The sequence below is a fragment of the Aminobacter sp. MET-1 genome (genome assembly GCF_026521175.1).
GTDB lineage: Bacteria > Pseudomonadota > Alphaproteobacteria > Rhizobiales > Rhizobiaceae > Aminobacter.
Map to the genome: position 1 here is coordinate 1 of NZ_JAMSHL010000018.1, position 21,058 is coordinate 21,058.

Annotated in this window: 30 protein-coding genes; 16 read left to right on the forward strand and 14 right to left on the reverse strand. The window is 62.9% G+C overall.

From position 1 onward, the window contains the following. The coding region (locus tag NDO48_RS21770) for a hypothetical protein (protein ID WP_267322335.1) at nt 1–361 on the reverse strand (361 nt) is incomplete at its 3' end. 493 nt (nt 362–854) lie between these two features. On the opposite strand from NDO48_RS21770, the gene NDO48_RS21775 reads away from it, so the two are divergent. Continuing rightward, a complete protein-coding gene (locus NDO48_RS21775) occupies nt 855–1,442 on the forward strand; it encodes a transglutaminase-like cysteine peptidase (protein ID WP_267322336.1) in 588 nt (195 codons plus the stop codon). Between the two features lie 41 nt (nt 1,443–1,483). Here NDO48_RS21775 and NDO48_RS21780 read toward each other — a convergent pair whose 3' ends face one another. Both NDO48_RS21780 and NDO48_RS21785 read right to left on the reverse strand, forming a co-directional pair. Then, entirely contained in the window at nt 1,484–2,014 is a 531-nt protein-coding gene (locus tag NDO48_RS21780) for a GNAT family N-acetyltransferase (protein WP_018425949.1), read from the reverse strand. Between the two features lie 143 nt (nt 2,015–2,157). Next, nucleotides 2,158–2,403, reverse strand: coding sequence for a YdeI/OmpD-associated family protein (locus NDO48_RS21785; protein ID WP_267322337.1), 246 nt, complete (start codon nt 2,401–2,403; stop codon nt 2,158–2,160). A gap of 112 nt (nt 2,404–2,515) precedes the next feature. Between NDO48_RS21785 and NDO48_RS21790 the strand changes: the two genes are divergently transcribed. Beyond that, nucleotides 2,516–2,956 (forward strand): DUF2214 family protein, encoded by a 441-nt coding sequence (locus tag NDO48_RS21790; RefSeq protein WP_267322376.1) that lies wholly within the window; start codon nt 2,516–2,518, stop codon nt 2,954–2,956. Here the strand turns inward: NDO48_RS21790 and nth are convergent. Further along, the gene (nth, locus tag NDO48_RS21795) at nt 2,950–3,762 is read right to left on the reverse strand and encodes an endonuclease III (protein WP_267322338.1); all 813 of its coding nucleotides are present in this window, start codon (nt 3,760–3,762) and stop codon (nt 2,950–2,952) included. The two genes, NDO48_RS21790 and nth, sit on opposite strands and share 7 nt — an antisense overlap. A 22-nt stretch (nt 3,763–3,784) precedes the next feature. Here nth and NDO48_RS21800 point away from each other — a divergent pair, with 22 nt between their 5' ends. From NDO48_RS21800 to NDO48_RS21835, 8 genes are all read left to right on the forward strand, one after another. Then, on the forward strand, nt 3,785–4,279 hold the full coding sequence (locus NDO48_RS21800; RefSeq protein ID WP_018425945.1) for a DUF2244 domain-containing protein: 495 nt from the start codon (nt 3,785–3,787) through the stop codon (nt 4,277–4,279). Nucleotides 4,280–4,381: 102 nt separating this feature from the next. Continuing rightward, on the forward strand, nt 4,382–5,275 hold the full coding sequence (locus tag NDO48_RS21805) for a methylated-DNA--[protein]-cysteine S-methyltransferase (RefSeq protein ID WP_018425944.1): 894 nt from the start codon (nt 4,382–4,384) through the stop codon (nt 5,273–5,275). Nucleotides 5,276–5,731: 456 nt separating this feature from the next. Beyond that, on the forward strand, nt 5,732–6,205 hold the full coding sequence (locus NDO48_RS21810) for a hypothetical protein (RefSeq protein WP_018425943.1): 474 nt from the start codon (nt 5,732–5,734) through the stop codon (nt 6,203–6,205). An 18-nt stretch (nt 6,206–6,223) separates the two neighbouring features. Beyond that, complete coding sequence (locus tag NDO48_RS21815) at nt 6,224–6,613, forward strand: hypothetical protein (protein WP_018425942.1); 390 nt, start codon at nt 6,224–6,226, stop codon at nt 6,611–6,613. Beyond that, on the forward strand, nt 6,580–7,083 hold the full coding sequence (locus NDO48_RS21820; RefSeq protein WP_040455939.1) for a hypothetical protein: 504 nt from the start codon (nt 6,580–6,582) through the stop codon (nt 7,081–7,083). Before NDO48_RS21815 ends, NDO48_RS21820 begins: the two co-directional genes overlap by 34 nt. Nucleotides 7,084–7,085: 2 nt before the next feature. Next, nucleotides 7,086–7,547, forward strand: a complete 462-nt coding sequence (locus NDO48_RS21825) for a hypothetical protein (protein ID WP_198292837.1) — start codon at nt 7,086–7,088, stop codon at nt 7,545–7,547. Nucleotides 7,548–7,613: 66 nt separating this feature from the next. Continuing rightward, nucleotides 7,614–8,513 carry a ribokinase gene (locus NDO48_RS21830; protein WP_267322339.1) on the forward strand — a complete coding sequence of 300 codons (900 nt, stop codon included), beginning with the start codon at nt 7,614–7,616 and terminating at the stop codon, nt 8,511–8,513. Nucleotides 8,514–8,581: 68 nt separating this feature from the next. Next, on the forward strand, nt 8,582–9,196 hold the full coding sequence (locus NDO48_RS21835; RefSeq protein WP_267322340.1) for a LysE family translocator: 615 nt from the start codon (nt 8,582–8,584) through the stop codon (nt 9,194–9,196). Between the two features lie 79 nt (nt 9,197–9,275). Here the strand turns inward: NDO48_RS21835 and NDO48_RS21840 are convergent, their stop codons facing one another. Beyond that, on the reverse strand, nt 9,276–10,217 hold the full coding sequence (locus tag NDO48_RS21840) for a nucleoside hydrolase (RefSeq protein ID WP_018425937.1): 942 nt from the start codon (nt 10,215–10,217) through the stop codon (nt 9,276–9,278). A 128-nt stretch (nt 10,218–10,345) separates the two neighbouring features. On the opposite strand from NDO48_RS21840, the gene NDO48_RS21845 reads away from it, so the two are divergent. Next, the gene (locus tag NDO48_RS21845) at nt 10,346–10,771 is read left to right on the forward strand and encodes an Hsp20 family protein (protein WP_018425936.1); all 426 of its coding nucleotides are present in this window, start codon (nt 10,346–10,348) and stop codon (nt 10,769–10,771) included. A gap of 61 nt (nt 10,772–10,832) precedes the next feature. Beyond that, complete coding sequence (locus tag NDO48_RS21850; RefSeq protein WP_026226786.1) at nt 10,833–11,090, forward strand: DUF1150 family protein; 258 nt, start codon at nt 10,833–10,835, stop codon at nt 11,088–11,090. 114 nt (nt 11,091–11,204) lie between these two features. Here NDO48_RS21850 and ptsN read toward each other — a convergent pair whose 3' ends face one another. The 6 genes from ptsN to lptC form a co-directional block, all read right to left on the reverse strand. Beyond that, complete coding sequence (ptsN, locus tag NDO48_RS21855; RefSeq protein ID WP_018425934.1) at nt 11,205–11,669, reverse strand: PTS IIA-like nitrogen regulatory protein PtsN; 465 nt, start codon at nt 11,667–11,669, stop codon at nt 11,205–11,207. A 67-nt stretch (nt 11,670–11,736) separates the two neighbouring features. Continuing rightward, nucleotides 11,737–12,321: a ribosome hibernation-promoting factor, HPF/YfiA family gene (gene hpf / locus NDO48_RS21860; protein ID WP_026226785.1), complete on the reverse strand. Its 585-nt coding sequence runs from the start codon at nt 12,319–12,321 to the stop codon at nt 11,737–11,739. Between the two features lie 278 nt (nt 12,322–12,599). Next, nucleotides 12,600–14,135, reverse strand: coding sequence for an RNA polymerase factor sigma-54 (rpoN, locus tag NDO48_RS21865; RefSeq protein WP_267322341.1), 1,536 nt, complete (start codon nt 14,133–14,135; stop codon nt 12,600–12,602). Nucleotides 14,136–14,322: 187 nt separating this feature from the next. Continuing rightward, on the reverse strand, nt 14,323–15,144 hold the full coding sequence (gene lptB / locus NDO48_RS21870) for an LPS export ABC transporter ATP-binding protein (protein WP_018425931.1): 822 nt from the start codon (nt 15,142–15,144) through the stop codon (nt 14,323–14,325). Next, complete coding sequence (locus NDO48_RS21875) at nt 15,144–15,686, reverse strand: LptA/OstA family protein (RefSeq protein ID WP_198292836.1); 543 nt, start codon at nt 15,684–15,686, stop codon at nt 15,144–15,146. Before NDO48_RS21875 ends, lptB begins: the two co-directional genes overlap by 1 nt. 13 nt (nt 15,687–15,699) lie before the next feature. Continuing rightward, nucleotides 15,700–16,419 (reverse strand): LPS export ABC transporter periplasmic protein LptC, encoded by a 720-nt coding sequence (gene lptC / locus NDO48_RS21880; protein WP_018425929.1) that lies wholly within the window; start codon nt 16,417–16,419, stop codon nt 15,700–15,702. Between the two features lie 281 nt (nt 16,420–16,700). Between lptC and sppA the strand changes: the two genes are divergently transcribed. From sppA to NDO48_RS21900, 4 genes are read left to right on the forward strand one after another with little or no spacing between them, the layout of a single operon-like run. Next, the gene (sppA, locus tag NDO48_RS21885; protein WP_026226783.1) at nt 16,701–17,675 is read left to right on the forward strand and encodes a signal peptide peptidase SppA; all 975 of its coding nucleotides are present in this window, start codon (nt 16,701–16,703) and stop codon (nt 17,673–17,675) included. Between the two features lie 42 nt (nt 17,676–17,717). After that, nucleotides 17,718–18,002 carry an integration host factor subunit beta gene (locus NDO48_RS21890; protein ID WP_018425927.1) on the forward strand — a complete coding sequence of 95 codons (285 nt, stop codon included), beginning with the start codon at nt 17,718–17,720 and terminating at the stop codon, nt 18,000–18,002. 39 nt (nt 18,003–18,041) lie between these two features. Further along, the gene (locus NDO48_RS21895) at nt 18,042–18,374 is read left to right on the forward strand and encodes a lipopolysaccharide assembly protein LapA domain-containing protein (RefSeq protein WP_018425926.1); all 333 of its coding nucleotides are present in this window, start codon (nt 18,042–18,044) and stop codon (nt 18,372–18,374) included. A gap of 31 nt (nt 18,375–18,405) precedes the next feature. Further along, nucleotides 18,406–19,377: an ornithine cyclodeaminase family protein gene (locus NDO48_RS21900; RefSeq protein ID WP_267322342.1), complete on the forward strand. Its 972-nt coding sequence runs from the start codon at nt 18,406–18,408 to the stop codon at nt 19,375–19,377. Here the strand turns inward: NDO48_RS21900 and NDO48_RS21905 are convergent. From NDO48_RS21905 to NDO48_RS21915, 3 genes are all read right to left on the reverse strand, one after another. After that, a complete protein-coding gene (locus NDO48_RS21905; protein WP_267322343.1) occupies nt 19,361–19,801 on the reverse strand; it encodes an EVE domain-containing protein in 441 nt (146 codons plus the stop codon). The two genes, NDO48_RS21900 and NDO48_RS21905, sit on opposite strands and share 17 nt — an antisense overlap. 8 nt (nt 19,802–19,809) lie before the next feature. Beyond that, the gene (locus tag NDO48_RS21910; protein ID WP_267322344.1) at nt 19,810–20,196 is read right to left on the reverse strand and encodes a VOC family protein; all 387 of its coding nucleotides are present in this window, start codon (nt 20,194–20,196) and stop codon (nt 19,810–19,812) included. A gap of 67 nt (nt 20,197–20,263) precedes the next feature. Beyond that, nucleotides 20,264–20,956: a helix-turn-helix transcriptional regulator gene (locus NDO48_RS21915; protein ID WP_267322345.1), complete on the reverse strand. Its 693-nt coding sequence runs from the start codon at nt 20,954–20,956 to the stop codon at nt 20,264–20,266. Nucleotides 20,957–21,058: the final 102 nt, after the last annotated feature.

Sequence of the window (21,058 nt, forward strand, 5' to 3'; positions counted from 1 at the left end):
TGGTGGTGGTCGCCGCCTTCATGATGGTCGCCACCCTGGTGGTGGTCGCCGCCTTCATGATGGTCGCCACCCTGGTGGTGGTCGCCGCCTTCATGATGGTCGCCACCCTGGTGATGGTCGCCGCCTTCATGATGGTCACCTTCATGGTGATCGCGGTCATGATGGTCGCGATCGCCGTCATGGTGGTCACGATCGTGATGGTCGCGATCGCGATCATGGTGGTCACGGTCATGGTGGTCATGATCGCCATGATGGTCGTCACCATTGTGATCATGATCGCCAGGGTGGTGGTGGTGATGATGGTGATGGTCATCGCCGTCGCCGCCACCATGATGATGGTGATGGTGGTGGTGGCCGTCATCAGGCGGCGTCACAGTAGGGGGAACAATCGGGGTAACGCTATCGTCACCTCCCTCCGAATCCGGCAACGTATTTGCAACAATAACCGCCGTCGTCCAGGGCGGGCATTGGTCGAGCTGAGCCTGCGTCAGAATCTCCGAGCGATTCATGGCAAGGCAGCAGCTCTGATAGTTGGAGCCAGTCAAAGGGCTGCATTGGGCGGCTGCCATGCGTTGCGGAACGGCAGCGCTAGCATATCCCGTTATGTAAAGAGATGAACCTGAAACGGAAAGCGCCACGAATAGTGCTTTGGCTATCGATTCCCTGATTGCAGACATTTGCTGTCTCCTTGGGAGGGGGTGCCGCAACCACGCTCATCTAGCCTCTTCAAATGTTATATAATCAAGTTACAATTTGTTAACCAACCTGCCTCGGTTCAGCCCGATCCGAATTTTAGCAACGCCTTATTAACCACCCTACAGCACCCTTTAATCCACGCATCGGGGACATCAACTGTGAAACGCTACATCGCGCTAGCCGCGCTTTTGACTTCGTTTGCCACCACCTTCGCCGCCGAGGCCGGAACATCCATGACGACAACCGGAAGCGCCTTCGCGCCGCCGGCCTTCTACCCATTCTGCAGCAGCAACCCACGCCTTTGCAGCACCAAGGGCGGCCAGAAAGTTATCGACCTCGCACCAGAGCGGAAGGCTGAACTTCAGCAGGTCAACCGGTCGGTGAATTCGCGTGTGTCGGAACGAAGCGACATGTCCACGGTCGGCAAGGAAGACGACTGGCGCATGGCCGGCGCCACAGGCGATTGCGAGGACATCGCTATCCTCAAGAAGCACGAGCTTATGAAGCGCGGCTGGCCGGCGTCGGCGCTGCTGATAACCGTGGCCCGCTACCGGGGCGACGGTCATACGGTGCTGACCGTGCGCACCAGCGAAGGCGACCTGATCCTCGACAACCTGACCAGCTCGGTGCGCGACTGGTCGAACACACCTTACAAATATTTCGCCCGCCAGGCCCAGGGCAATGGCGGACGCTGGGAACGCATCGGCGGCGCCAAGCCGGTGCCGGAGACGGCGGCTCGCCGCTGACCCGAAGGCTATCAATGCCGAGCGCCGTGGCTGGCTCCAGCTCAGCCGTGGCGCTCGAGCATGATCGTCGGCTCGCCGTGATAGGTGGTGCGGGCGTATTCGCGGTAGCCGTTCTTCTCTGCCACGCGCAGCGACGCGCCATTGTTCGGATCGATGATGCAGACGGTGCGCGGGAAACGGCCGTCAGCCCATTTGACGAACCCGCCGACGACTTCACTCGCCAGCCCCTTGCCGTGCATGTCGGCGGCGAAACCCCAGCCGGCTTCCGGCAGGCCTTCGATCGACGGCACGAGATCGCGCTTGAGATCGTGAAAGCCGGCCTCGCCGACGAAGCGGCCAGAAGCCTTGTCCTCGACTGCCCAGAAGCCGTAGCCGATCAGCGACCACGAACCGGCATGACGCAGAAAGCGCTGCCAACTTTCCTCGCGCGTGCGCGGCTTGGCAATGAAACGGGTGACGACAGGGTCGGCCCACATTTCCGCGTAGGCATCGAAATCCGCGAGCCGGTGCGGCCTGAGTATCGTCCGCTCGGTTTCGATGACAGGGATATCTGAAAGGGAAAAGGCGGTCATCTCTAGGGCTCCATGCGTCTTTGCCCGCCTCTAGCACAGGTGGCCGGCCATCCGGCAGGCCAGAATTCGCTTTCATAATCCGCCCCTGCGAAAATCCACCCCTGCGAAAAGCAGAGGACCTTTTCGCCAGGCTGATCGGCGCTTTATCCGTTCCACGCCATGCGCATGTAGACGCCGCCACGCTTGAGTTCGTCGAGCATCTGGTCGAGACGCTTGCGGCGGGTGACCTCGAGCTTGGCCTTGGTTATCCAGCCAAGATAGTCGTTTCGTTGGTAGGCCGGCCGCGCCTCGTAAGCCTCGAACACCCCGCGCGAAACGAGTTCGCTGCGGATCCAGTCGGGCATAGGGTTGAGATCGCGGATAAGGGCCATGGTGCATGAAATGGCCAAATCCTGCCCTTCCAGTCAATCGGCCGAGTGCCAGCCTTGCTGACAGTCTCTGTCAGTAGCGACATCAGCACGGCCGCTGATATGGTTGCGTGCGAAGCAGCCAAGCGAGGCAATTGTGACCGATCTCGTTCTAGCCATTGCCCATCATTTGCTCGCCTTTGCGCTGGCCGGCGTCATCGCGGCAGAGTTGGTCCTGATCCGGCCGGGGCTTGGCGGGCGGGCACTGGCCATATTGACCCGCATCGACGCAGCCTATGGCGCGCTTGCCATGCTCTTGATCATCATCGGCGCATCGCGGGTCTATTTTGGCCTCAAGGGATGGGAATTCTACGTCTACAACCCGACCTTCTGGGCCAAGATGGCCGCCTTCGCGCTGGTCGGGCTGCTGTCGATCGTGCCGACCATCCGCATCCTGCGCTGGCGGGCGGCGAACGCCGAAAGCTATGTCATTCCGGACGCGGACGTTCTGCGCGTGCGCAGCTTCCTCAAGATGGAGGCTGTGGTCTTCGCGCTGATCCCTGTCTTCGCGGCGGCAATGGCGCGCGGCTACTGAGCCACCACTTCGGCTTCGGCCACCTCGATCTCATCGATATCGTCGAGCGGCACAAGCGGCGCCGGCACATCGGTCGATTTCTCCGGCGACTTGCAGATGTCGGCGATAACGCAACGCCAGCAATCTGGCTTGCGCGCCTTGCAGACATAACGCCCATGCAGGATCAGCCAATGATGGGCATGACGCATGAACTCGTCGGGGATGATCTTCAAGAGCCCCTGCTCGACCTGATCGGGCGTCTTGCCCGGCGCCAGCCCGATGCGGTTGCCAATGCGCAGGATGTGCGTGTCGACGGCCATGGTGTGGTGGCCGAAGGCCATGTTGAGCACCACGTTTGCCGTCTTGCGGCCGACGCCGGGCAGCTTGGTCAGCATGTCGCGATCGTCGGGCACCTCGCTGCCATAGTCGCGGATCAGCGCCTCGGACAAGGCGATCACATTCTTGGCCTTGTTGCGCCAGAGCCCGATGGTGCGGATGTGCTCGCCGACCTTTTCCTCGCCGAGAGCCAGCATCTTCTCAGGCGTGTCGGCAATGGCGAAAAGCGCACGCGTCGCCTTGTTGACGCCGGCGTCGGTCGCCTGCGCCGACAGCACCACCGCGACAAGAAGGGTAAAGGCATTGACGTGTTCGAGCTCTCCCTTCGGCTCCGGCCGCTGGACGGCGAAACGGCGGAAGATCTCGCGCACCTCATCGGCCGAATAGAGTGAACGCCGGCGGGTCGTACGAGGCTTGGGCTTTGCCTTCGAAACCTGGCTGCGACCCGCAGGTGCCGTCCGCGCACCATCTTTTGTCTTGGGGTTTTTCATGGCGCTTCTATAATCGACAGGCATGAGCGAAACAAACGCCACCTTCGCCGCCGACGAGCCATTCTTCAAGGCTCTGCTTGTGCCATACAGGTCGATGGGCCACACCGGGTTCATGATCCTGATGGGCGCGCTGATGTTCGGCTGGGTCGTCACCGGCATCGTCTTCCTAAGCAACGGCGCATGGCCGATCTTCGGCTTCTTCGGCCTCGACGTCATCGGCCTCTACATAGCCTTCCGGCTCAACTATCGCGCCGCCCGAACACGCGAAGAGGTCAGCGTCTCTCGCACCAGCCTCGACATCCGCAAGACCGCCCCTTCGGGCCAGTCCGAGCAGTTCCACTTCAATCCGTTCTGGACCCGGTTCGCCATCTCCCGCCACGAAGAGATCGGCATCACCGGCATGGCGGTCGTGTCGCGCGAGAACAGCGTGTCGCTGGGCAGCTTCCTCAATCCCGATGATCGCGAAAGCTTTGCCAAGGCTTTTTCGCGTGCACTGGCGACGGCAAAGACCCGCTGACGCAATTCCTGGAAAAGTACGAAGGAAGCTCAGCCTTTCGGCAGGAATCGGGTGGGAAAGCCTCGACCTCGGGGTGATATTGGCGTTCAAGGAGATAAAGCCATGAACGCCCAGACAAAGATCATGCCTGTCGCCACATTGCAAAAAGACATCACACCCACCGGCTCGGAATATGAGACCGTCCGGCGGGTGATCGAGAAGATCAGCCTCGACTATCGCGAGCAGCCATCGCTGGAAGCGCTCGCCGACGAAGTCGGGGAGACGCCGACCTCGCTGCAGAAGCTGTTCAGCCGGTGGGCCGGACTTTCGCCGAAGGCCTTCCTGCAGGCCGTGACGCTCGACCATGCGCGCCGATTGCTCGACGACGGCATGCCGTTGCTGGAGACGTCGTTCGAACTCGGCATGTCCGGGCCAGGCCGGCTGCACGACCTGTTCGTGACGCATGAGGCGATGTCGCCCGGCGACTACAAGACACGCGGCGCCGGCCTGACCATCCGCTATGGTTTCCACATCTCGCCCTTCGGTGTGGCGCTGATCATGGTGACCGATCGCGGCCTCGCAGGCCTGTCGTTCAACGATGCCGGCGAAGAGCGTGCGGCCTTCGCCGACATGGCTGGTCGGTGGCCGAACGCCACCTATGTCGAGGACATGAGTGCGACCGCGCCCTATGCCGCACGCATCTTCGAGCCGAGCCAGTGGCGCGCCGACCAGCCGCTCCGTGTGGTGATGATCGGTTCGGACTTCCAGCTGCGCGTCTGGGAAGCGCTGCTCAAGATCCCGATGGGGCGAGCCTGCAGCTATCAGGCCATCGCCAAGGACATCGGCCAACCCACGGCGAGCCGCGCGGTGGGCGCAGCAGTGGGCGCCAACCCGTTGTCCTTCGTGGTGCCCTGCCATCGCGCGCTGGGCAAATCAGGGGCGCTCACCGGCTATCACTGGGGCCTGACGCGCAAGCGCGCCATCCTCGGTTGGGAGGCCGGCAAGGTCGCGCGATGAATTTCGCGCGACCTCACCGCCAAGTTGCAGCTCAAACGCAAGCCAACAAAAGATTGAAAACTCGCTGTGCCTGGCCAGTCTTCCCTAGATGAGCTGTTACGCATGAGCGAGCTTTTGGCGATGACAGTCATTCAACGTTGAACAATGCCCTGGGGAGGCGGCCACCTATCGTGAACCTGTCAACGACCAAAGCTCAAGCCGGTTCCTAACTTCCTACGCCGACAACACCTCATTTTGACGATATTCTGTATTTTTACTTTGTACCCATAAAGCAAATATCTAATATCGAATATTTTATTCACTGACACAGTGTCAAAAAACTTTCTTTTGCGTCAAGTAAAAAGCAACGTACACAAACGAACTCTGGCGAACAATTTGGTGTTAACACCAAATTAACCATACCGGGAGCACGGTCGACCCAGGAACGCGACACCAGCGCCATCCTGGGAGAGCAGAATGAAATACTGCATACTCACATCCGGACTGATCCTCACCGCCGGCGCATCGATCCAGACGGCGTCGGCCGCCACCGGCAACATCACCTTCAACGGCACCGTGGCCGCCATCTGCACGATGGTCGTGAACAACTCGGCCGGCGTCATGACCGTCAGCCCCAGCCTGCAGTCCTTGAGCTCGAAGAATGCCGGCGGCGTGGCAGGCGTGGTCACGATCACCACCACCGGCGGCGTTTCGCTCAGCGTCGGGTCGGCGACATCGATCACGGTTCCGGCGCACGACACGGCGGCGACGACATGGACGTCGACATATCTGGCGACCGGGACACACACGATCGCGGAAACATCAGCGGCAACGCCGATCACCACGCCCGGGGTCGACACGGTCACCGTGCACCTCACCGGCACAAAGGGCGGCACCGACGTGTTCGCGAGCGGCAACTATTCCGCCACCGTCGTCGTCACCTGCCAGTAGCCAAAGGAGCAGCACGCAATGAAGGCCAGTTTCCTGCTCCCGCTTGTCACCGCAGCCATGCTCAGCCCAGTGGCCCTGGGACAGTCGATGTCGCCGATGCGCGGCGAGGTCACGAGCTTCACCGACGCCTTTGCCGTCAGGGTGTTTCCGGCAAACCCCTACAACACGAAGATCCGGGTCGACGTCCGTGTCTATGACCAGAACTTCCAGCCTGTGAAGGCCGATGTCGCACCCAACAGCTTCATGCTGGGCGCCGAGGCCTCGCGCCCTGTCCTCGTCGTCATTCCGTTCGACGGCGCTTCCGAGCGTAAAGTGCGTATCTGTACCGAAAGCGTTCCATTCCCCAACGAACAGACGCAGATAAAGGCTCAGATATGCGGAAAATTCCTGGGACAGCGGCGTTTCTGACGCTCGCGTGCCTGGCCGCAACTGCGCCAGTCACCGCATGGGCTGAAGACGTCTACAACCTCAACCAGAACCAGAACGGGTTCACTCTCCCGGGCGTGACCCTGCCCCAGGGCCAGGACGAGGTGCGCGCCGCCGACGGCACCACCTGCCGCTCGGCGGTTTCGGGCAACGGCGCCTATCTCGATGTCGGCGTGATCCAGGGCAGTGGCCGTAACAACACCGACATCGCCACCTATGGCCGCGTGGTCATCCCAATCGGCAGGACGCCGAAGCGGCTCGACTGCGCAAGGCTCTACGAGCTCGAAGTGGCGCGGCTTCAGATGGAACTGCAGCTTCTGAAGATGGGGCTTGGCGGCCAGGGCAACGGTGGCGGCGACATCACCGGCTCGGTGCAGCATTCCAAGTCTGGCTGGGCCGAAAGCGGCTGGACCGACGGCACGCAGAAGCCACAGAAACAGCCAGGACAATGATCATGCGCACCGGCACCCGCGCTTTCTGGATCGCGTGCCTTGGCCTCGTCAGCACGCCCGCGCAAGCCGCCATCATCGGCACCTGCACGATCAACATCACGTCGAACGGGACGCTGACAGCCAATCCCACCATCAACACGCTTGGCTCCACGCAATCGGGCGCCGCCGCCGCATCGGTCAGCGTGACCACCAGCTCGCTGCTGTGCAGCCTCCTCAACCTGCTCGACTGCTATGGCCTGTCGGCGCCTGCACCGGTCAACTTCCTGTCGGCTCCGAGCGGAGGCGATACCAACGTGACCTTCGCCTCCACCTACACCGTGGATGGCGTGACCTATGGCGGCAGCACGGTCACACGCGTGTCGAACGGAACCAGGATCGTCCCGGTCAACCTGACCGCCACCAAGTCGACTGGCATCTTCCCCGCCGGCCCCTACCAGGCACAGGTCGTCTTCCGCTGCGAATGACGCCGCGCCATCTGGCAAGAGCGCGCAACACAGGCTAGTTTCCGCCCGACTTTTCAGGAGACTGCCGTGATCACCGTTGTCGGATCCATCAACCTCGACCTCATCGCCACCGTCGGCCGCCTGCCCGGACCGGGCGAGACCGTGCCCGGCGGCGACTTCAAGTCGACCCCGGGCGGAAAGGGTGCCAACCAGGCGCTCGCCGCCGCCCGTGCCGGCGCCCCGGTCCGCATGGTGGGTGCAGTCGGCAAGGATGCATTCGCCGGCGAAGCGCTCGCATATCTCAGGGATGGCGGCGTCGATCTCGGCGGCGTGGCCGAGATGCATGCGGCGACCGGCATCGCCCTGATCCTGGTCGGCGGCGACGGCGAGAACATGATCGCCGTGGTGCCCGGCGCCAACGGCACGGTCGTGCCGGGAGACCTCGACAAGGCCAAGTTCGCCAAGGGTGACATCGTGCTGCTGCAGCACGAGATTCCGTTGTCGACGGTCGACGCAGCGATCGGCGCGGCGCGTCAGGCCGGCGCGATCACCCTGCTCAACACGGCGCCTTTCCGCGCCGAAGCCGCGGGCTTTGTCGGCAAGGCCAACTATGTCGTCGCCAACGAAACCGAATTCGACCTTTATGCCGAAGCGCTGGCCCTGCCGGCCGGCGAACGCCCGGAGCGCATGAGCGAATTTGCCCGCCGCACCGGCGCCGCCCTCATCGTCACGCTCGGCGGCGAAGGCGTGCTGGCAACCAAGGACGGCGGCATCATTCATGTCGACGCACTCAAGATCACCCCTGTCGACACCGTCGGCGCCGGCGACACCTTCTGCGGCTATCTCGCAGCCGGACTTTCCGCCGGGCTTGGCCTTGAGGATGCGCTCAAGCGCGCCGCTGCTGCCGGCTCGCTGGCCTGCCTGAAGCCAGGCGCGCAGCCCTCGATCCCTCTGGCAAGCGAAGTGGACACGGCACTCAGGGGTTGAATGCCGCCGCTTCTGGACACGCGCAAAATCTCGGTGCTTATTATCGAGCGACATCTGGAGGAACGGAAATGTCGCTCGAACTCTACGCCGCCTATGTCGTCGCCTGCATCGTCATCGTGCTGATACCGGGACCGACCGTCACGCTGATCATCGCCTCGAGCATCAGGCATGGCACGCGCGCCGGGCTGGCCAACGCCGCTGGCACGCAGATCGGCGTGGCGGCAATGATCGCCATCGTCGGCATCGGCCTCAACCAGATGATCGAGGCGATGGGCCACTGGTTCGAATGGGTCAGGCTTCTGGGCGCGGCTTACCTGATCTGGCTCGGCATCCAGATGTTCCGCTCGGGCGGCGAGCTCGCCGCCGACGGATTGCCAAAGCGGCCGCGCGGCGGCTTCTTCCTGCAGGGCTTCCTGGTTGCCATCTCCAATCCCAAGACGCTGATCTTCTTCGGCGCCTTCATTCCGCAATTCATCGACCCGAGCGCCAACTACGCGCAGCAGATCGTCATCATGGGCATCACCGCGATGGTCTTCGCCGCCATGTCGGACTCGGCTTACGCGATCGCCGCCGGCCGCGCCGGCAAGTTCCTGTCGGCCAAGCGCCTCAAGCTGATGACCCGCATATCGGGCACGTTCCTTGTCGGCGGCGGCGTGTGGCTGGCATTTTCGAGGACAAGATAACGGCACCTCGCCCTGCATCAGAAATGAAAAAGGGGCGGCCTGGTGCCGCCCCTTGTTTGTTGCTGGTCGCTTGGCCCGCTCAGAGCCGACCGAGACGCTCGACCAGAAGCGCGAAGAAACCGTCATGGTCGATGTCGCGCATGACGGTGGCGTTCTTCGGGCGCTTGGTGACGCCCCACCAGTCGATCACGGTCATGCCCATGGTCAGCTCCGACGACGTCTCGACGGTGACGTTGACGAAGCGGCCCTGGAACAGCTCGGGCTTGATAAGGTAAGCAATGACGCACGGATCGTGCAGCGGACCGCCGTCGGTGCCATACTTGCCTTCGTCGTAGCGCTCGAAGAACTCCAGCATCTGGGCGGTGGCGAGGCCAACCTTGGTGCCAAGCTTGCGGAAGGCGTCGATGCGCTTGGTGGTGGTCAGCGCCTTGTGGGTGACGTCGAGCGGCATAACCACGATCGGCACGCCCGAGCGGAACACCACGTCGGCCGCATGCGGGTCGACATAGATGTTGAACTCGGCCGACGGCGTAACATTGCCACCCTCGAAGAAGCCGCCACCCATCAGCACGATTTCCTTGATGCGCGGGGCAATGCGCGGCTCACGGATCATGGCGAGTGCAATGTTGGTCAGCGGGCCGAGCGGGCACAGCGTGATGGTGCCGGCCTCTTCGCGCATCAGCGTCTCGACCAGATAGTCGACGGCGTGCTGCTCCTGCAGCTTCATCTGGGGCTCGGGCAGCTCGGGGCCATTGAGGCCGGTCTTGCCGTGCACTTCCTCGGCGGTGACCAGTTCGCGCATCAGCGGGCGGATGGCGCCGGAAAAAACCTTGATGTCGGGACGGCCGGCCAGTTCGCAGATCTTGCGGGCATTGGTCTCGGTCAGCTTCAGCGGAACATTGCCGGCAACAGCGGTGATTCCCAGGATTTCGAGCTCGGGGCTTCCGAGCGCCAGCAATATGGCGACGGCATCGTCCTGACCGGGGTCGGTGTCGATGATGATCTTGCGCGGTTCGGGCATTTTCTTTCCTTATTGGGCAGGTTCTGTAGTCTTGAAGTTGCCGAAGCGGCGGACCATATCAGCAACAGGCGGAGAAATGCCATCCGGGTTTTTCCGCTTTATGTCGCTCCAAGAGGACACGTTGTAACATGAGCCGCATGACGCCCTTTTCGAGCCCGCTTCTTCTGGGTTTCGATACGATGGAAAAGACGCTGGAGCGCCTTGCCAAGACGGGCGACAGCTATCCCCCCTACAACATCGAACGCATCAGAAGCGCGGATGAGCGGGGCGAAAGGCTGCGGATCACTCTGGCGGTGGCCGGCTTTGCCGAAAACGATCTCGATGTCACCGTCGAAGAGAACCAGCTCATTGTTCGTGGTCGACAGAGCGACGACAAGGAGCGCGAATTCCTGCATCGCGGCATCGCCTCACGGCAGTTCCAACGCTGCTTCGTGCTGGCAGACGGGATGCGGGTGATCGCGGCCGAACTGAAGAACGGACTGCTCTCGGTCGATCTCGACCGGCCGGAAGCAGAAAGGCTGGTACGGAAAATAAACATATCGGTAGCAGAATAGCTGTTGCCGAAGCTCTCATGCGGGATGGCCGCGTCGGCATCCTCGCTAGAAGGAGGCTGAAATGCCAAATACTGTCCAGAGACTCATCATGACCACGGGCGAACTCGCCCATCTCGGCGAAGGCTCCGTCGCCTATCTCAGAAAGGTCAACAGCGACGATCTGCGCGGCCGTTTCCCCGGCCTGACGGAGATCGATCCCGGCCTCGAGCTGTGGGCGCTGTTTGCCGCGACCGGTGAACCGATCCTGTTGTCTGATGCCCGTGACCGCGCGCTTGCGGGCGCGATGGAAAACGATCTGACCACCGTCGCCATCCACTAGTGCGCCGCGCGTCCGGAAGGACGCCTGACGCCTGGCCTGGCTTAGACGGCAGCCTGAACGGAAAAGGGCCGCGAATCGCGGCCCCTCCAGGCTTTTTTCCAAGATTGGGCGAAATCAGGCCGCGTGCGAGGCCGGCGTTTCGGACAGCAGCGCATGGATTGCAGCTGCATCGCGCGTGCCCCTGATCTTGGCCACGGTATCGGCATCGCGCAGAACGCGGGCGATGCGCGACAGCGCCTTCAGGTGATCGGCGCCCGCCCCTTCGGGCGCCAGAAGCAGAAAGACGAGATCGACCGGCTGGTCGTCGAGCGCTTCGAAATCGACAGGCGTTTCCAACCGCGCGAAGACACCGGTAATCCGCTTTACCCCTGCGAGCTTTCCATGCGGGATGGCAATTCCGTTGCCGACACCAGTCGAGCCGAGACGCTCGCGCTGTAGGATGGTGTCGAACACCTCCCGCTCGGGGATGCCGGAAATCGTAGCGGCCCTTTCGGCGAGAAGCTGAAGCAGTTGCTTCTTGGAGTTCGCCTTCAAGGCCGGCATGATTGCCGGTACCTCGATCAGATCACTCAGATCCATTCTGAAATATCCCTTGCTGTGCATACCGCCGCATGGCCCCAAACGCCCCGCATACGGTCGGTATCGACTATCCCTGGCCGACCTTAGCGGTCGAGGGATCTATCCAGCCGATGTTTCCATCCGGCCGGCGGTAGACGATGTTGAGATGTTCGTTGCCAGCATTGAGGAACACCACGACCGGGGTGTCCTTGGTGTCGAGTTCGATGACAGCCGAGGCCACCGACATGGTTTTCAGAACCACCGTCGATTCTGCGACGATTGCGGGTGCGAAGTCCTCAGGGATTTCGTCCTCGTCGTCGCCGAGCGGCGCGACCACCGAATAGGCAACGTCCGTCAAGGCACCGTTGCCGCTCCCCGAGCTATGCGACCTGAGCCTGCGCTTGTAGCGCCGCAGGCGGGTTTCGAGCTTGTCGGCCGCCACATCGAATGCGGCGGTCGGTTCCTGGGCCTCTCCGGTCGCCTGCAGCGACATGCCCGAATCCAACCGCACCATGCAGTCAGCGGTGTAGCGAGACCCGGCCTTCACCACATTGACGTGTCCGGAGAATCCACGATCGAAATATTTATCGATCGCTTCGCCGATACGACCTTCGATGCGCGTACGAAACGCATCGCCGATATCCATATGTTTTCCCGAAATACGCAAGCTCATCTGAAAACTGACCTTTTCTGTTCAGACTTCAAACTCGTCCGAGTTTATACCCGTGGCCGGTGCAAACAAGCGCTGGCTCGCTTGGCACACCGAAATTAAGTCCGAACTTCCCGATCGATGATGGGTTGCCCCACAGCGTTCCGGCTCGCATCGCAAGCCAGTTCGCACGGCATCGACCCTTGGCGGGTTCAGCCCCCCCTTCATGCGGGCGGGCTTCTAGACACTTCATTAGGGATTGTCAATCAACGCACGGAATCCGCGAACCTGCGCCACCGGACTCAACCGGCAAGGCCGGCCAAAGCACGCTTTTCGCGCCGCCGCTGCACCGAGGACGCAATGTTCATGGCCTCGCGGTATTTGGCGATGGTGCGGCGGGCGATGTCGACGCCGTCCTTCTTCAGAATGTCCACGATGGCATCGTCAGACAGCACCTCGGAGGGCTTTTCCTCCTCGATCATCTGGCGGATGCGGTCACGTACGGCTTCCGAGGAATGGGCATCGCCGCCCTCGGCCGAAGCAATTGCCGCGGTGAAGAAGTAACGCAGTTCGAAAACGCCACGCGGCGTCAGCATATACTTATTGGCGGTGACGCGGCTTACAGTCGATTCATGCATGCTGATGGCATCGGCCACCGTGCGCAGGTTGAGCGGCCGGAGATGGCGTACGCCGTGGACCAGGAAGGCATCCTGCTGCCGGACGATCTCTGAAGCGACCTTGAGGATCGTCTTGGCGCGCTGGTCGAGGCTGCGGGTCAGCCAGTTGGCGTTCTGCAGGCACTCGGCGAGGAAGTTGCGCTCGGTCGCATCCTTGGCACGGCCGGTCACCTGGGCGAAATAGACCTGATCGACCAGCACGCGCGGCAGCGTCTCCGGGTTGAGTTCCACAGCCCAGCTGCCATCGGCCGCCTGGCGCACCTCGACGTCAGGCACGACCGTGTCGGCCGCGCCGACGGCAAAGGCGCCGCCTGGCCGGGGGTCGAGCGCTCGGATCTCAGCCAGCATGGCCAGCAGATCCTCTTCGTCAACGCCGCACAGCCGGCGCAGACTCTGGAAGTCGCGCCGCGCCAGAAGCTCGAGATTGTCGACCAGAACTGCCATGGCGGGATCGAGCCGGTCGCGGCGGGCAAGCTGGATGCGCAGGCACTCGGCCAGGTCGCGGGCAAACAGGCCGGCAGGATCGAAGGCCTGGCAGCCTTTCAGCATCGCAAGCACGAACGCCTCGTCGACGCCAAAGCGTTCGGCGATGTCAGCCGCGTCGCCACGGAAATAGCCTGCCTCGTCCAGCCAATCCGTCAGCTCCGCCGCCACCAGCCGCTCCACCGGATCGGCAAACGCAAAGGCGACCTGTTCGCCGACATGATCGCGCAGCGTCACCGCCGCAGCAGCCATGTCCTCCATGTCGAAACCGTCGCCCCCGCCGCCAGGGGCAGCACCCGGCGACGCCGACTTCCACTGCATGGCAAGTTCGGGGCCGACATGCTCTACGGTGCCGGGATCGTCGGGGAACAGGTTTTCGAGCGAGGTATCGAGCTTCTCCGAGATGGCCTCGGAGCTCCAGCCGGCCTCGCCCTCGAACCAGTCGTCATTCGACTGTCCGGCAGCTTCGCCCTGTGTCTCGATCTTCGGGAACTGGTCGGTGGCGACGTCGTCCGGGGTTTCGGCCCGATCAAGCAGCGGATTGCGCTCGATCTCGTCGTCGATGAAGCGCTCAAGCTCGGCATGGGTGAACTGAAGCAGCCTGATCGACTGCATCAGCTGCGGGGTCATGACCAGCGACTGGGACTGCCGCAGCTGCAATTTCGCCGACAGCGCCATCGTTCTGCCTGACCCGATCCCTTTTTTCATGCGGCCGAAAACCGGCTCGCCTGCCAGCTTCGATAAAACTGGCCCGGCTTTTGCATGTCAAGCAGATTGGGGTTTTGCCGGAACCATATTGACCGCTTTGCCCGCGATGCGACACCGGGACTGCCCCTTCAGAGGGCAACCCGCCGGGAAACAGGCCCTAAAGCGTAAAGCCTTCGCCGAGATAGAGCCGGCGGACGTCGGGGTTCGACACCACCTCGTCGGCGCGACCATGGGTCAGCACTTCGCCGGCATGGATGATGTAGGCGCGGTCGATGAGGCCGAGCGTCTCGCGGACGTTGTGGTCGGTGATCAGCACCCCGATGCCGCGCTTGGTCAGGTGGCGCACAAGCTGCTGGATGTCGGCCACCGCGATGGGGTCGACACCGGCAAAGGGCTCGTCGAGCAGCATGTAGTTAGGCCGGCTGGCGAGCGCGCGGGCGATCTCGAGGCGGCGGCGTTCGCCGCCCGACAGCGCGATCGACGGCGATTTCCGGAGATGGCTGATGTGGAACTCCTCGAGCAGCGAATCGAGGGTCTTCTCGCGCTCCTTGTGGCTTTTTTCGACCACTTCAAGAATGGCGCGGATGTTGTTTTCGACCGACAGGCCCCGGAAGATCGAGGCTTCCTGCGGCAGATAGCCGATGCCGAGGCGCGCCCGGCGGTACATCGGCATGTGGGTGACGTCGAAACCGTCGATCTCGATGGTGCCCTGGTCGACCGGCACGAGGCCGGTGACCATATAGAAGCATGTCGTCTTGCCGGCACCGTTGGGTCCAAGCAGACCAACAGCCTCGCCGGCCCGAACGCCGAGCGTCACCCCGCTGACAACCTGCCTGCCCTTGTAGGCCTTGGTCAGGCCCTTGGCGATCAGCGTGCCCTTGAACGTGCCGTTCTTGGTGCCACTGATGGCCGCAGGCGCGGCAGGTTTGCGCGCCGAACCGGGCGTAAGACGCGACAACAGCGAGGATGTATCGGACATTATTTCTTCTGCGAACTCGGTGTGATCGACATCATCACACGACCGTTGCCGCCGGCGCCCTTGGTGCAGCCGTCGACCTGGGCCAGGCCCGTCTTCATCTGCACGGTAAGCTTGCAACCGACCAACACATTGTCGCCTTCGGACAGAACGACCTCCTTGCCGGACATCACCAGCACTTCGGTCTTCATGTCGAAGGTGCCGCGGTCGCCGGTCGCCACCTGCTTGTCGGACTTCACATAAACCTTGTCGTCGACTTCAAGCCGGTCGATGGCCGCCGATCCCGTGGCGGCCGAACCGCCCTTGGCGTCCTTGGCGTAATAGACGGTCATCTTGCCAGACTTCATCACCGTCGGCCCCTGGGTGACGCTGACATTGCCGGTGAAGATCGCCAGATTTTCCGATTCGCGAACCTCGAGCTTGTCGCTCTCGATCTGGATCGGCTGGTCGCCAGAAAGCTTGAGGCCCGAAAGCCTGCTCTGGCTGTCCTGGGCATGGGCACCGCCAGTGGCGAGCACCAGCCCCATGAACGATAGGGCGGCCATAGACCGCCACGAATTAATTGCCCGCACTCCCGCCTCCGCTGCCAACCCGCGCCGCCTTCATCCGCGCGGGATCAATGTCCACGCGCACCCTGTTTTCGAAGACGACAACCTTGCCGTTATCATGCATCGACATCGAATCGGACCTGATGGTCGAACCGTCAAGGCTTATTTCAACCGGTTGATCGGTCTTCATCGCGCCGCTGCCCATGTCGAGATACGCCGATTTGAGCCGCGCTACCATCCCGTCGCTGGTCTTTACAGTAACGTCGTCGGTGAGATTGAGCGTGTTGCCATCGCGATCGTAGACACCGCGCGTCGCATCGACCTTGGCGACGTCCTTGGCCGAGATCGGCAGATTGGCATCGATGCCCAGAAGCTCGACCACGCCCTGGTTGCCCGGATCCTGCACGGCGCGATCGGCCGTCATCGAATAAGGCAGGTTGTCGCGGGTGAAACCGTTGAGCTGCGGCTTGGCCATGACCAGCTTGCCTTCGGAGAAGGCAGCGCCTTCGGCCTTGACCTGCAGCGCCGGCGGGGCAGCGAAATAGGAATAGCCGCCGAACAGGACCGCGAGCGTCACCGCCGCCAGCGGCAGAGCGAGCTTCAGGAAGCGGACACGGCGCGAATGGCGGGTCGCCCTGTCGAAGGCATCGGCGCGCGAAGTCGCAAGCGCGATCGCGGTTTCCACCGCAACGCCGCCACCGCCGCCGCTCGTCTCGATTGGTCGCGCCAACGCCAAAGCCCTTCTTCGAACTGTCTGTGCCGTTCTGTCTGTGCCGTTTCAGGCACGGCACCGTGAAGCGGATGAAAGCCACGAAAATATGACCATAAGGTCAAGGAGTTGCAGTCAAATGCACGAATCGCGAAGCTTCCGGCAGCCAAGATGCAACCTGCAATATGGGTATTTACTCCAGAAAACCAACGTCCCGCAACGGCAGCTGCGTCAGGAAAGCGGTGGCTCTCGCCGGGACGTTGCTTTAAAAGCCTTGGACTTAGCAAAATTCGAGGCACGCGATGTCCATGAGAGCCGACGATCTGATCGACCGCCGCCGGTTGCGGCGCAAGCTGACCTTCTGGCGTATTGCCGCATTGGTGATTGCTGCACTGGCCATCGTCGCCGTCTCGACCTGGATGGCCGGCGACAGGTTACCGGGCGTGGCCAGCGACCACATCGCCAAGGTCAGGATCGAAGGCACGATCACCGAGGACGAGGACCTGCTCGACCGCCTCGACAAAATCCGCAAGTCGCCGTCGGTCAAGGGCGTGATCCTGTCGATCGATTCGCCCGGCGGCACCACCGCCGGCGGCGAGGCGATCTTCGACGCCGTGCGCAAGCTCGCCGCCGAGAAGCCCGTGGTGACGCAGGTCGGCACGCTTGCCGCATCGGCCGGCTACATGATTGCGTCCGCATCCGACCACATCGTGGCGCGCAAGTCCTCGATCGTCGGTTCGATCGGGGTGCTGGTGCAATATCCCGACCTGACCGGATTGATGGACAAGCTCGGCATCAAGCTCGAGGAAGTGAAATCGTCGCCGCTGAAAGCCGCACCCTCGCCCTTCAAGCCGACGACAGACGACGAGCGCGCAATGGTCCGCAACATGATCATGGACAGCTACGACTGGTTCGTCGGCATCGTCGCCGACCGCCGCGCGATGTCCAAGGCCGATGCCACGGCGCTTGCCGACGGCAGGGTGTTCACCGGGCGCCAGGCGCTCGCCAACAAGCTGATCGACGAGGTCGGCGGTGAAGACCAGGCCATTGCCTGGCTCGGCACCAAGGGAGTCGACGTCAAGTTGACGGTCGTCGAATGGAAACCCGCCCGCACGGGCAGCTTCTTCCTGCCGAACTCGCTGGCCAAGGCACTCGGCCGCGCGTTCGGCGTCGGCGACTTCTCGTCCGAAATCATCAAGGAAATGGGCGCCGAACGCTTGTTCCTTGACGGTATGCTGTCGCTCTGGCACCCTGAAAAAGCTGTGTCAGGCAATTGAAAAACAAATAAAATCATCGACATTTCGACGGGGACCGCGCGCATGATCAAGTCCGAACTTGTGCAAATTATTGCCACTCGCAATCCGCATCTGTTTCTGCGGGACGTCGAGAATATCGTCAGCGCCATCTTCGACGAGATCACCGAGGCACTGGCCGAAGGCAACCGCGTCGAACTGCGCGGGTTTGGCGCATTTTCGGTCAAGAACCGTCCGGCCCGGACCGGCCGCAACCCGCGCACCGGCGATTCCGTCGAGGTCGAGGAAAAGTGGGTGCCGTTCTTCAAGACCGGCAAGGAACTGCGCGAGCGCCTCAACGCGGCCAAATAGTCGATTTACGGTCGCCGCCAGTTTCAATCGGGAATGCCCATGTTTAACCGCGTCATGCTCATCGTGGTCCTGGTGCCCCTGGCGATCGTGCTGATTGCGCTCGCCGTGGCCAACCGCGCGCCCATCGCCTTCACGCTCGACCCCTTTAATCCCGGCAATCCGGGCTTGACCGTACAGGCGCCGCTGTTCGTGCTCTTGTTCCTGGCGCTCGGGCTCGGCGTCATCCTCGGCAGCGCGGTGACCTGGGTAAAGCAGGGCCGTCACCGCAAGGTGGCGCGCCAGCGCAGCCTCGAGGCCGAGAGCCTGCGCCAGGCGGCGAGCCAGCGTCCGCCGGCCGCACCGCAAGGCCCGGCACTGCCGCGCCCGCACTGACCGGCGCCAGGCGCCTTCTGGGGGAAAATCCATGCTGCAATTTTCGGCCGGCGATATCGACCGGGCACTGACCTTTCCCGGTCTTGTCGAAACGCTGAGAACCGCCTTTCGCGAAGGTGCGGTGCAGCCTGTGCGCCACCATCATACGGTCGAGCGCGCCAAGGGTACTGACTCGACGCTGCTTCTGATGCCGGCCTGGACCGACTTCAAGGCGCCCGCCGCCGCTGCCGAGGGTCATATCGGCGTCAAGATCGTCACCGTTTCGCCTGACAACAACGATATCGCCAAGCCGGCGGTCGTCGGCATCTATCTGCTTCTCGACGGCGTCACCGGCGAGCCACAGGCCTTGATGGATGGCCCACGGCTGACCCAGTGGCGCACGGCCTGCGCCTCGGCGCTGGCTGCCACCTACCTCGCCCGCGAGGACGCCTCGAAGCTCCTGGTGATCGGTGCCGGCGCGCAGTGCCGGTTCCTGGCCCGCGCCCACGCAGCCGTGCGCCCGATCACGGAAATCCGGATCTGGAACCGTACGATCGCCAATGCCGAGACGCTGGCCGCGTCGCTGAGGAGCGAAGGCTTTGACGCCAAGGCGGTGTCCGACCTCGATGCAGAGCTCGGCTGGGCCGACATCGTCACCGCCGGCACGATCTCGACCACCCCGCTGGTGAAGGGTGCGAGGCTGAAGCCGGGCACCCATGTCGACCTCGTCGGCGGCTTCACGCCCGGCATGCGCGAGGCCGACGACGACGCCATCTCGACTGCGCGCGTCTATGTCGACACCCGCGCCGGCGCCACCAAGGAAGCCGGTGACATCGTCCAGCCGATCGCGTCCGGCGTGCTCAAGGCCGACGCCATCATAGCCGACCTGCATGAACTCGCGCGCGGCCAGAAGGCCGGCCGCCAGTCGGCGGACGAGATCACCCTGTTCAAGTCGGTGGGCGCCGCTCTCGAGGATCTCGCCGCCGGCATCGCCGTCTACAAGTCACTCAAGCCGAAAGCCTGAACTCGACGTCGGCACCCATGGCTTCCGCGATCAGGCGAAAGTCGTGCTCGCTGAGCGGACAGAGGCCGAAGCGCAGTTGGTAGCCCCAGTTGGGCCCCGCCGTGAAATCGAGCTGCCCGGCGAGCGCTGCGACAGGCACTTCGTGTGCAACGGCCCAATCGACATCCTTGCGGGATGGCACGAAGCCTCCACCCATGTCGAAACGATAGGGTTCGCCCGGTCGCACCCGGCCGATTGCCGTGAAGGATTTCAGCCCATCCTTGCCGCCCATGACTGTCGACGGCGAATAATAGACCACGCCGTCGCCGGCGCCGATCCGGCGCAGCGGGCCTGCCTTGCCGTGGCAGACCTGCATGAAGCCGCTGGCCCGGCCGATACGGACATGATCGGCCGAGGCGACGGCCAGCCAGTTGCCGGTGCTCATGCCCGTACTCATGGCTGCGCCACAGCTGCTTCGTCGAGGCAGTAGACGCGCAGGCGATGGCCATCCGGATCGAGCGCCACGAAAGTGCGGCCAAAATCCATGTTGCCGGGCGATTGCAGGATATCAAGCCCGTGTTCGGCCCATTCGGCACACGTCGTGTCGACGGCGTCAGGGGTTGCCAGCGCAAAGACAAGTTCGGCTCCGCCGCCTGCCGCAGTTGCCGCCGGCTCGACGGTGTGGCGCGACCACAGGCCGAGCTTGAAGCTGTTGTCGAGCACGAACATGACGAAGGTCGCTGATGTCTCGACCGGCTGGCGGCCGAGCAGCCTGGCGTAGAAGGCGCCGCTGGTCTCGGGGCTGTCGACATAGAGGATGATGAAGTTGGGACTGCGCATCTGTGCTCTCCTTGTTGGGACGAGGACAGGTGTAGCCGGCGCCACTGTCAGATTCTGGCAGTAGCGTTCAAAGCTTCCTAGAGGTGCCGAGCGTCGCCCGCCATTCCTTCAGCATGACGGCGCGACGGAGAGGGTAACGCGTGTCGGTGGCAGCGAGGTCTGAGATTCGGTCGGCACGAAAGTGCCTGAAATCCTGCCGCATCTCGCACCACGCCACCATCACCCGAACCTTGTCGAAGAAGCCGAGCGCAAAGGGCCACACCCTGCGTCGCGAGCTTGCTCCCGAAGCATCCTCATAGGTCATCTCGAGCTTGCGCTCGCCGCGGATCGCCTTGCGAATGATCCCGAGGTCGGCGCCCTCACGCGTCGCCTCGGCACTTGGGCCGACCAAAAGCGCGGTGGCGTCGAGCTCTTCGCGCAAATCGTCGGGCAGGACGGAAGAGATCTTAGCCAAGGCGTCGGCCGCAGCCGCCGAAAGCCTGGTGTCAGGCTGCTTGGCCACCCAGCGCGATCCAAGCACGATGGCCTCGATCTCCTCGTCGGTGAACATCAGCGGCGGCAGCATGAAGCCGGGCTTCAGCACATAGCCCAGCCCCGGCTCGCCCTCGATCGGCGCGCCCTGCCCCTGCAAGGTGGCGATATCACGGTAGAGCGTGCGGATCGATACATCCAGCTCGCCGGCAAGCACAAGCCCGCTCACCGGCCGGCGGTGGCGGCGCAAGATCTGGATGAGGTCGAGCAGGCGTTCGGAGCGCGACATGATTCTCGGGCGAGTTTGGCGTGTACGATAGGCCGCGGCATGCATCGCCGGAAGGCATGGAGTGGCGAAAGCCCTTCAATAGCTCTTATCGTCCAACGGGTT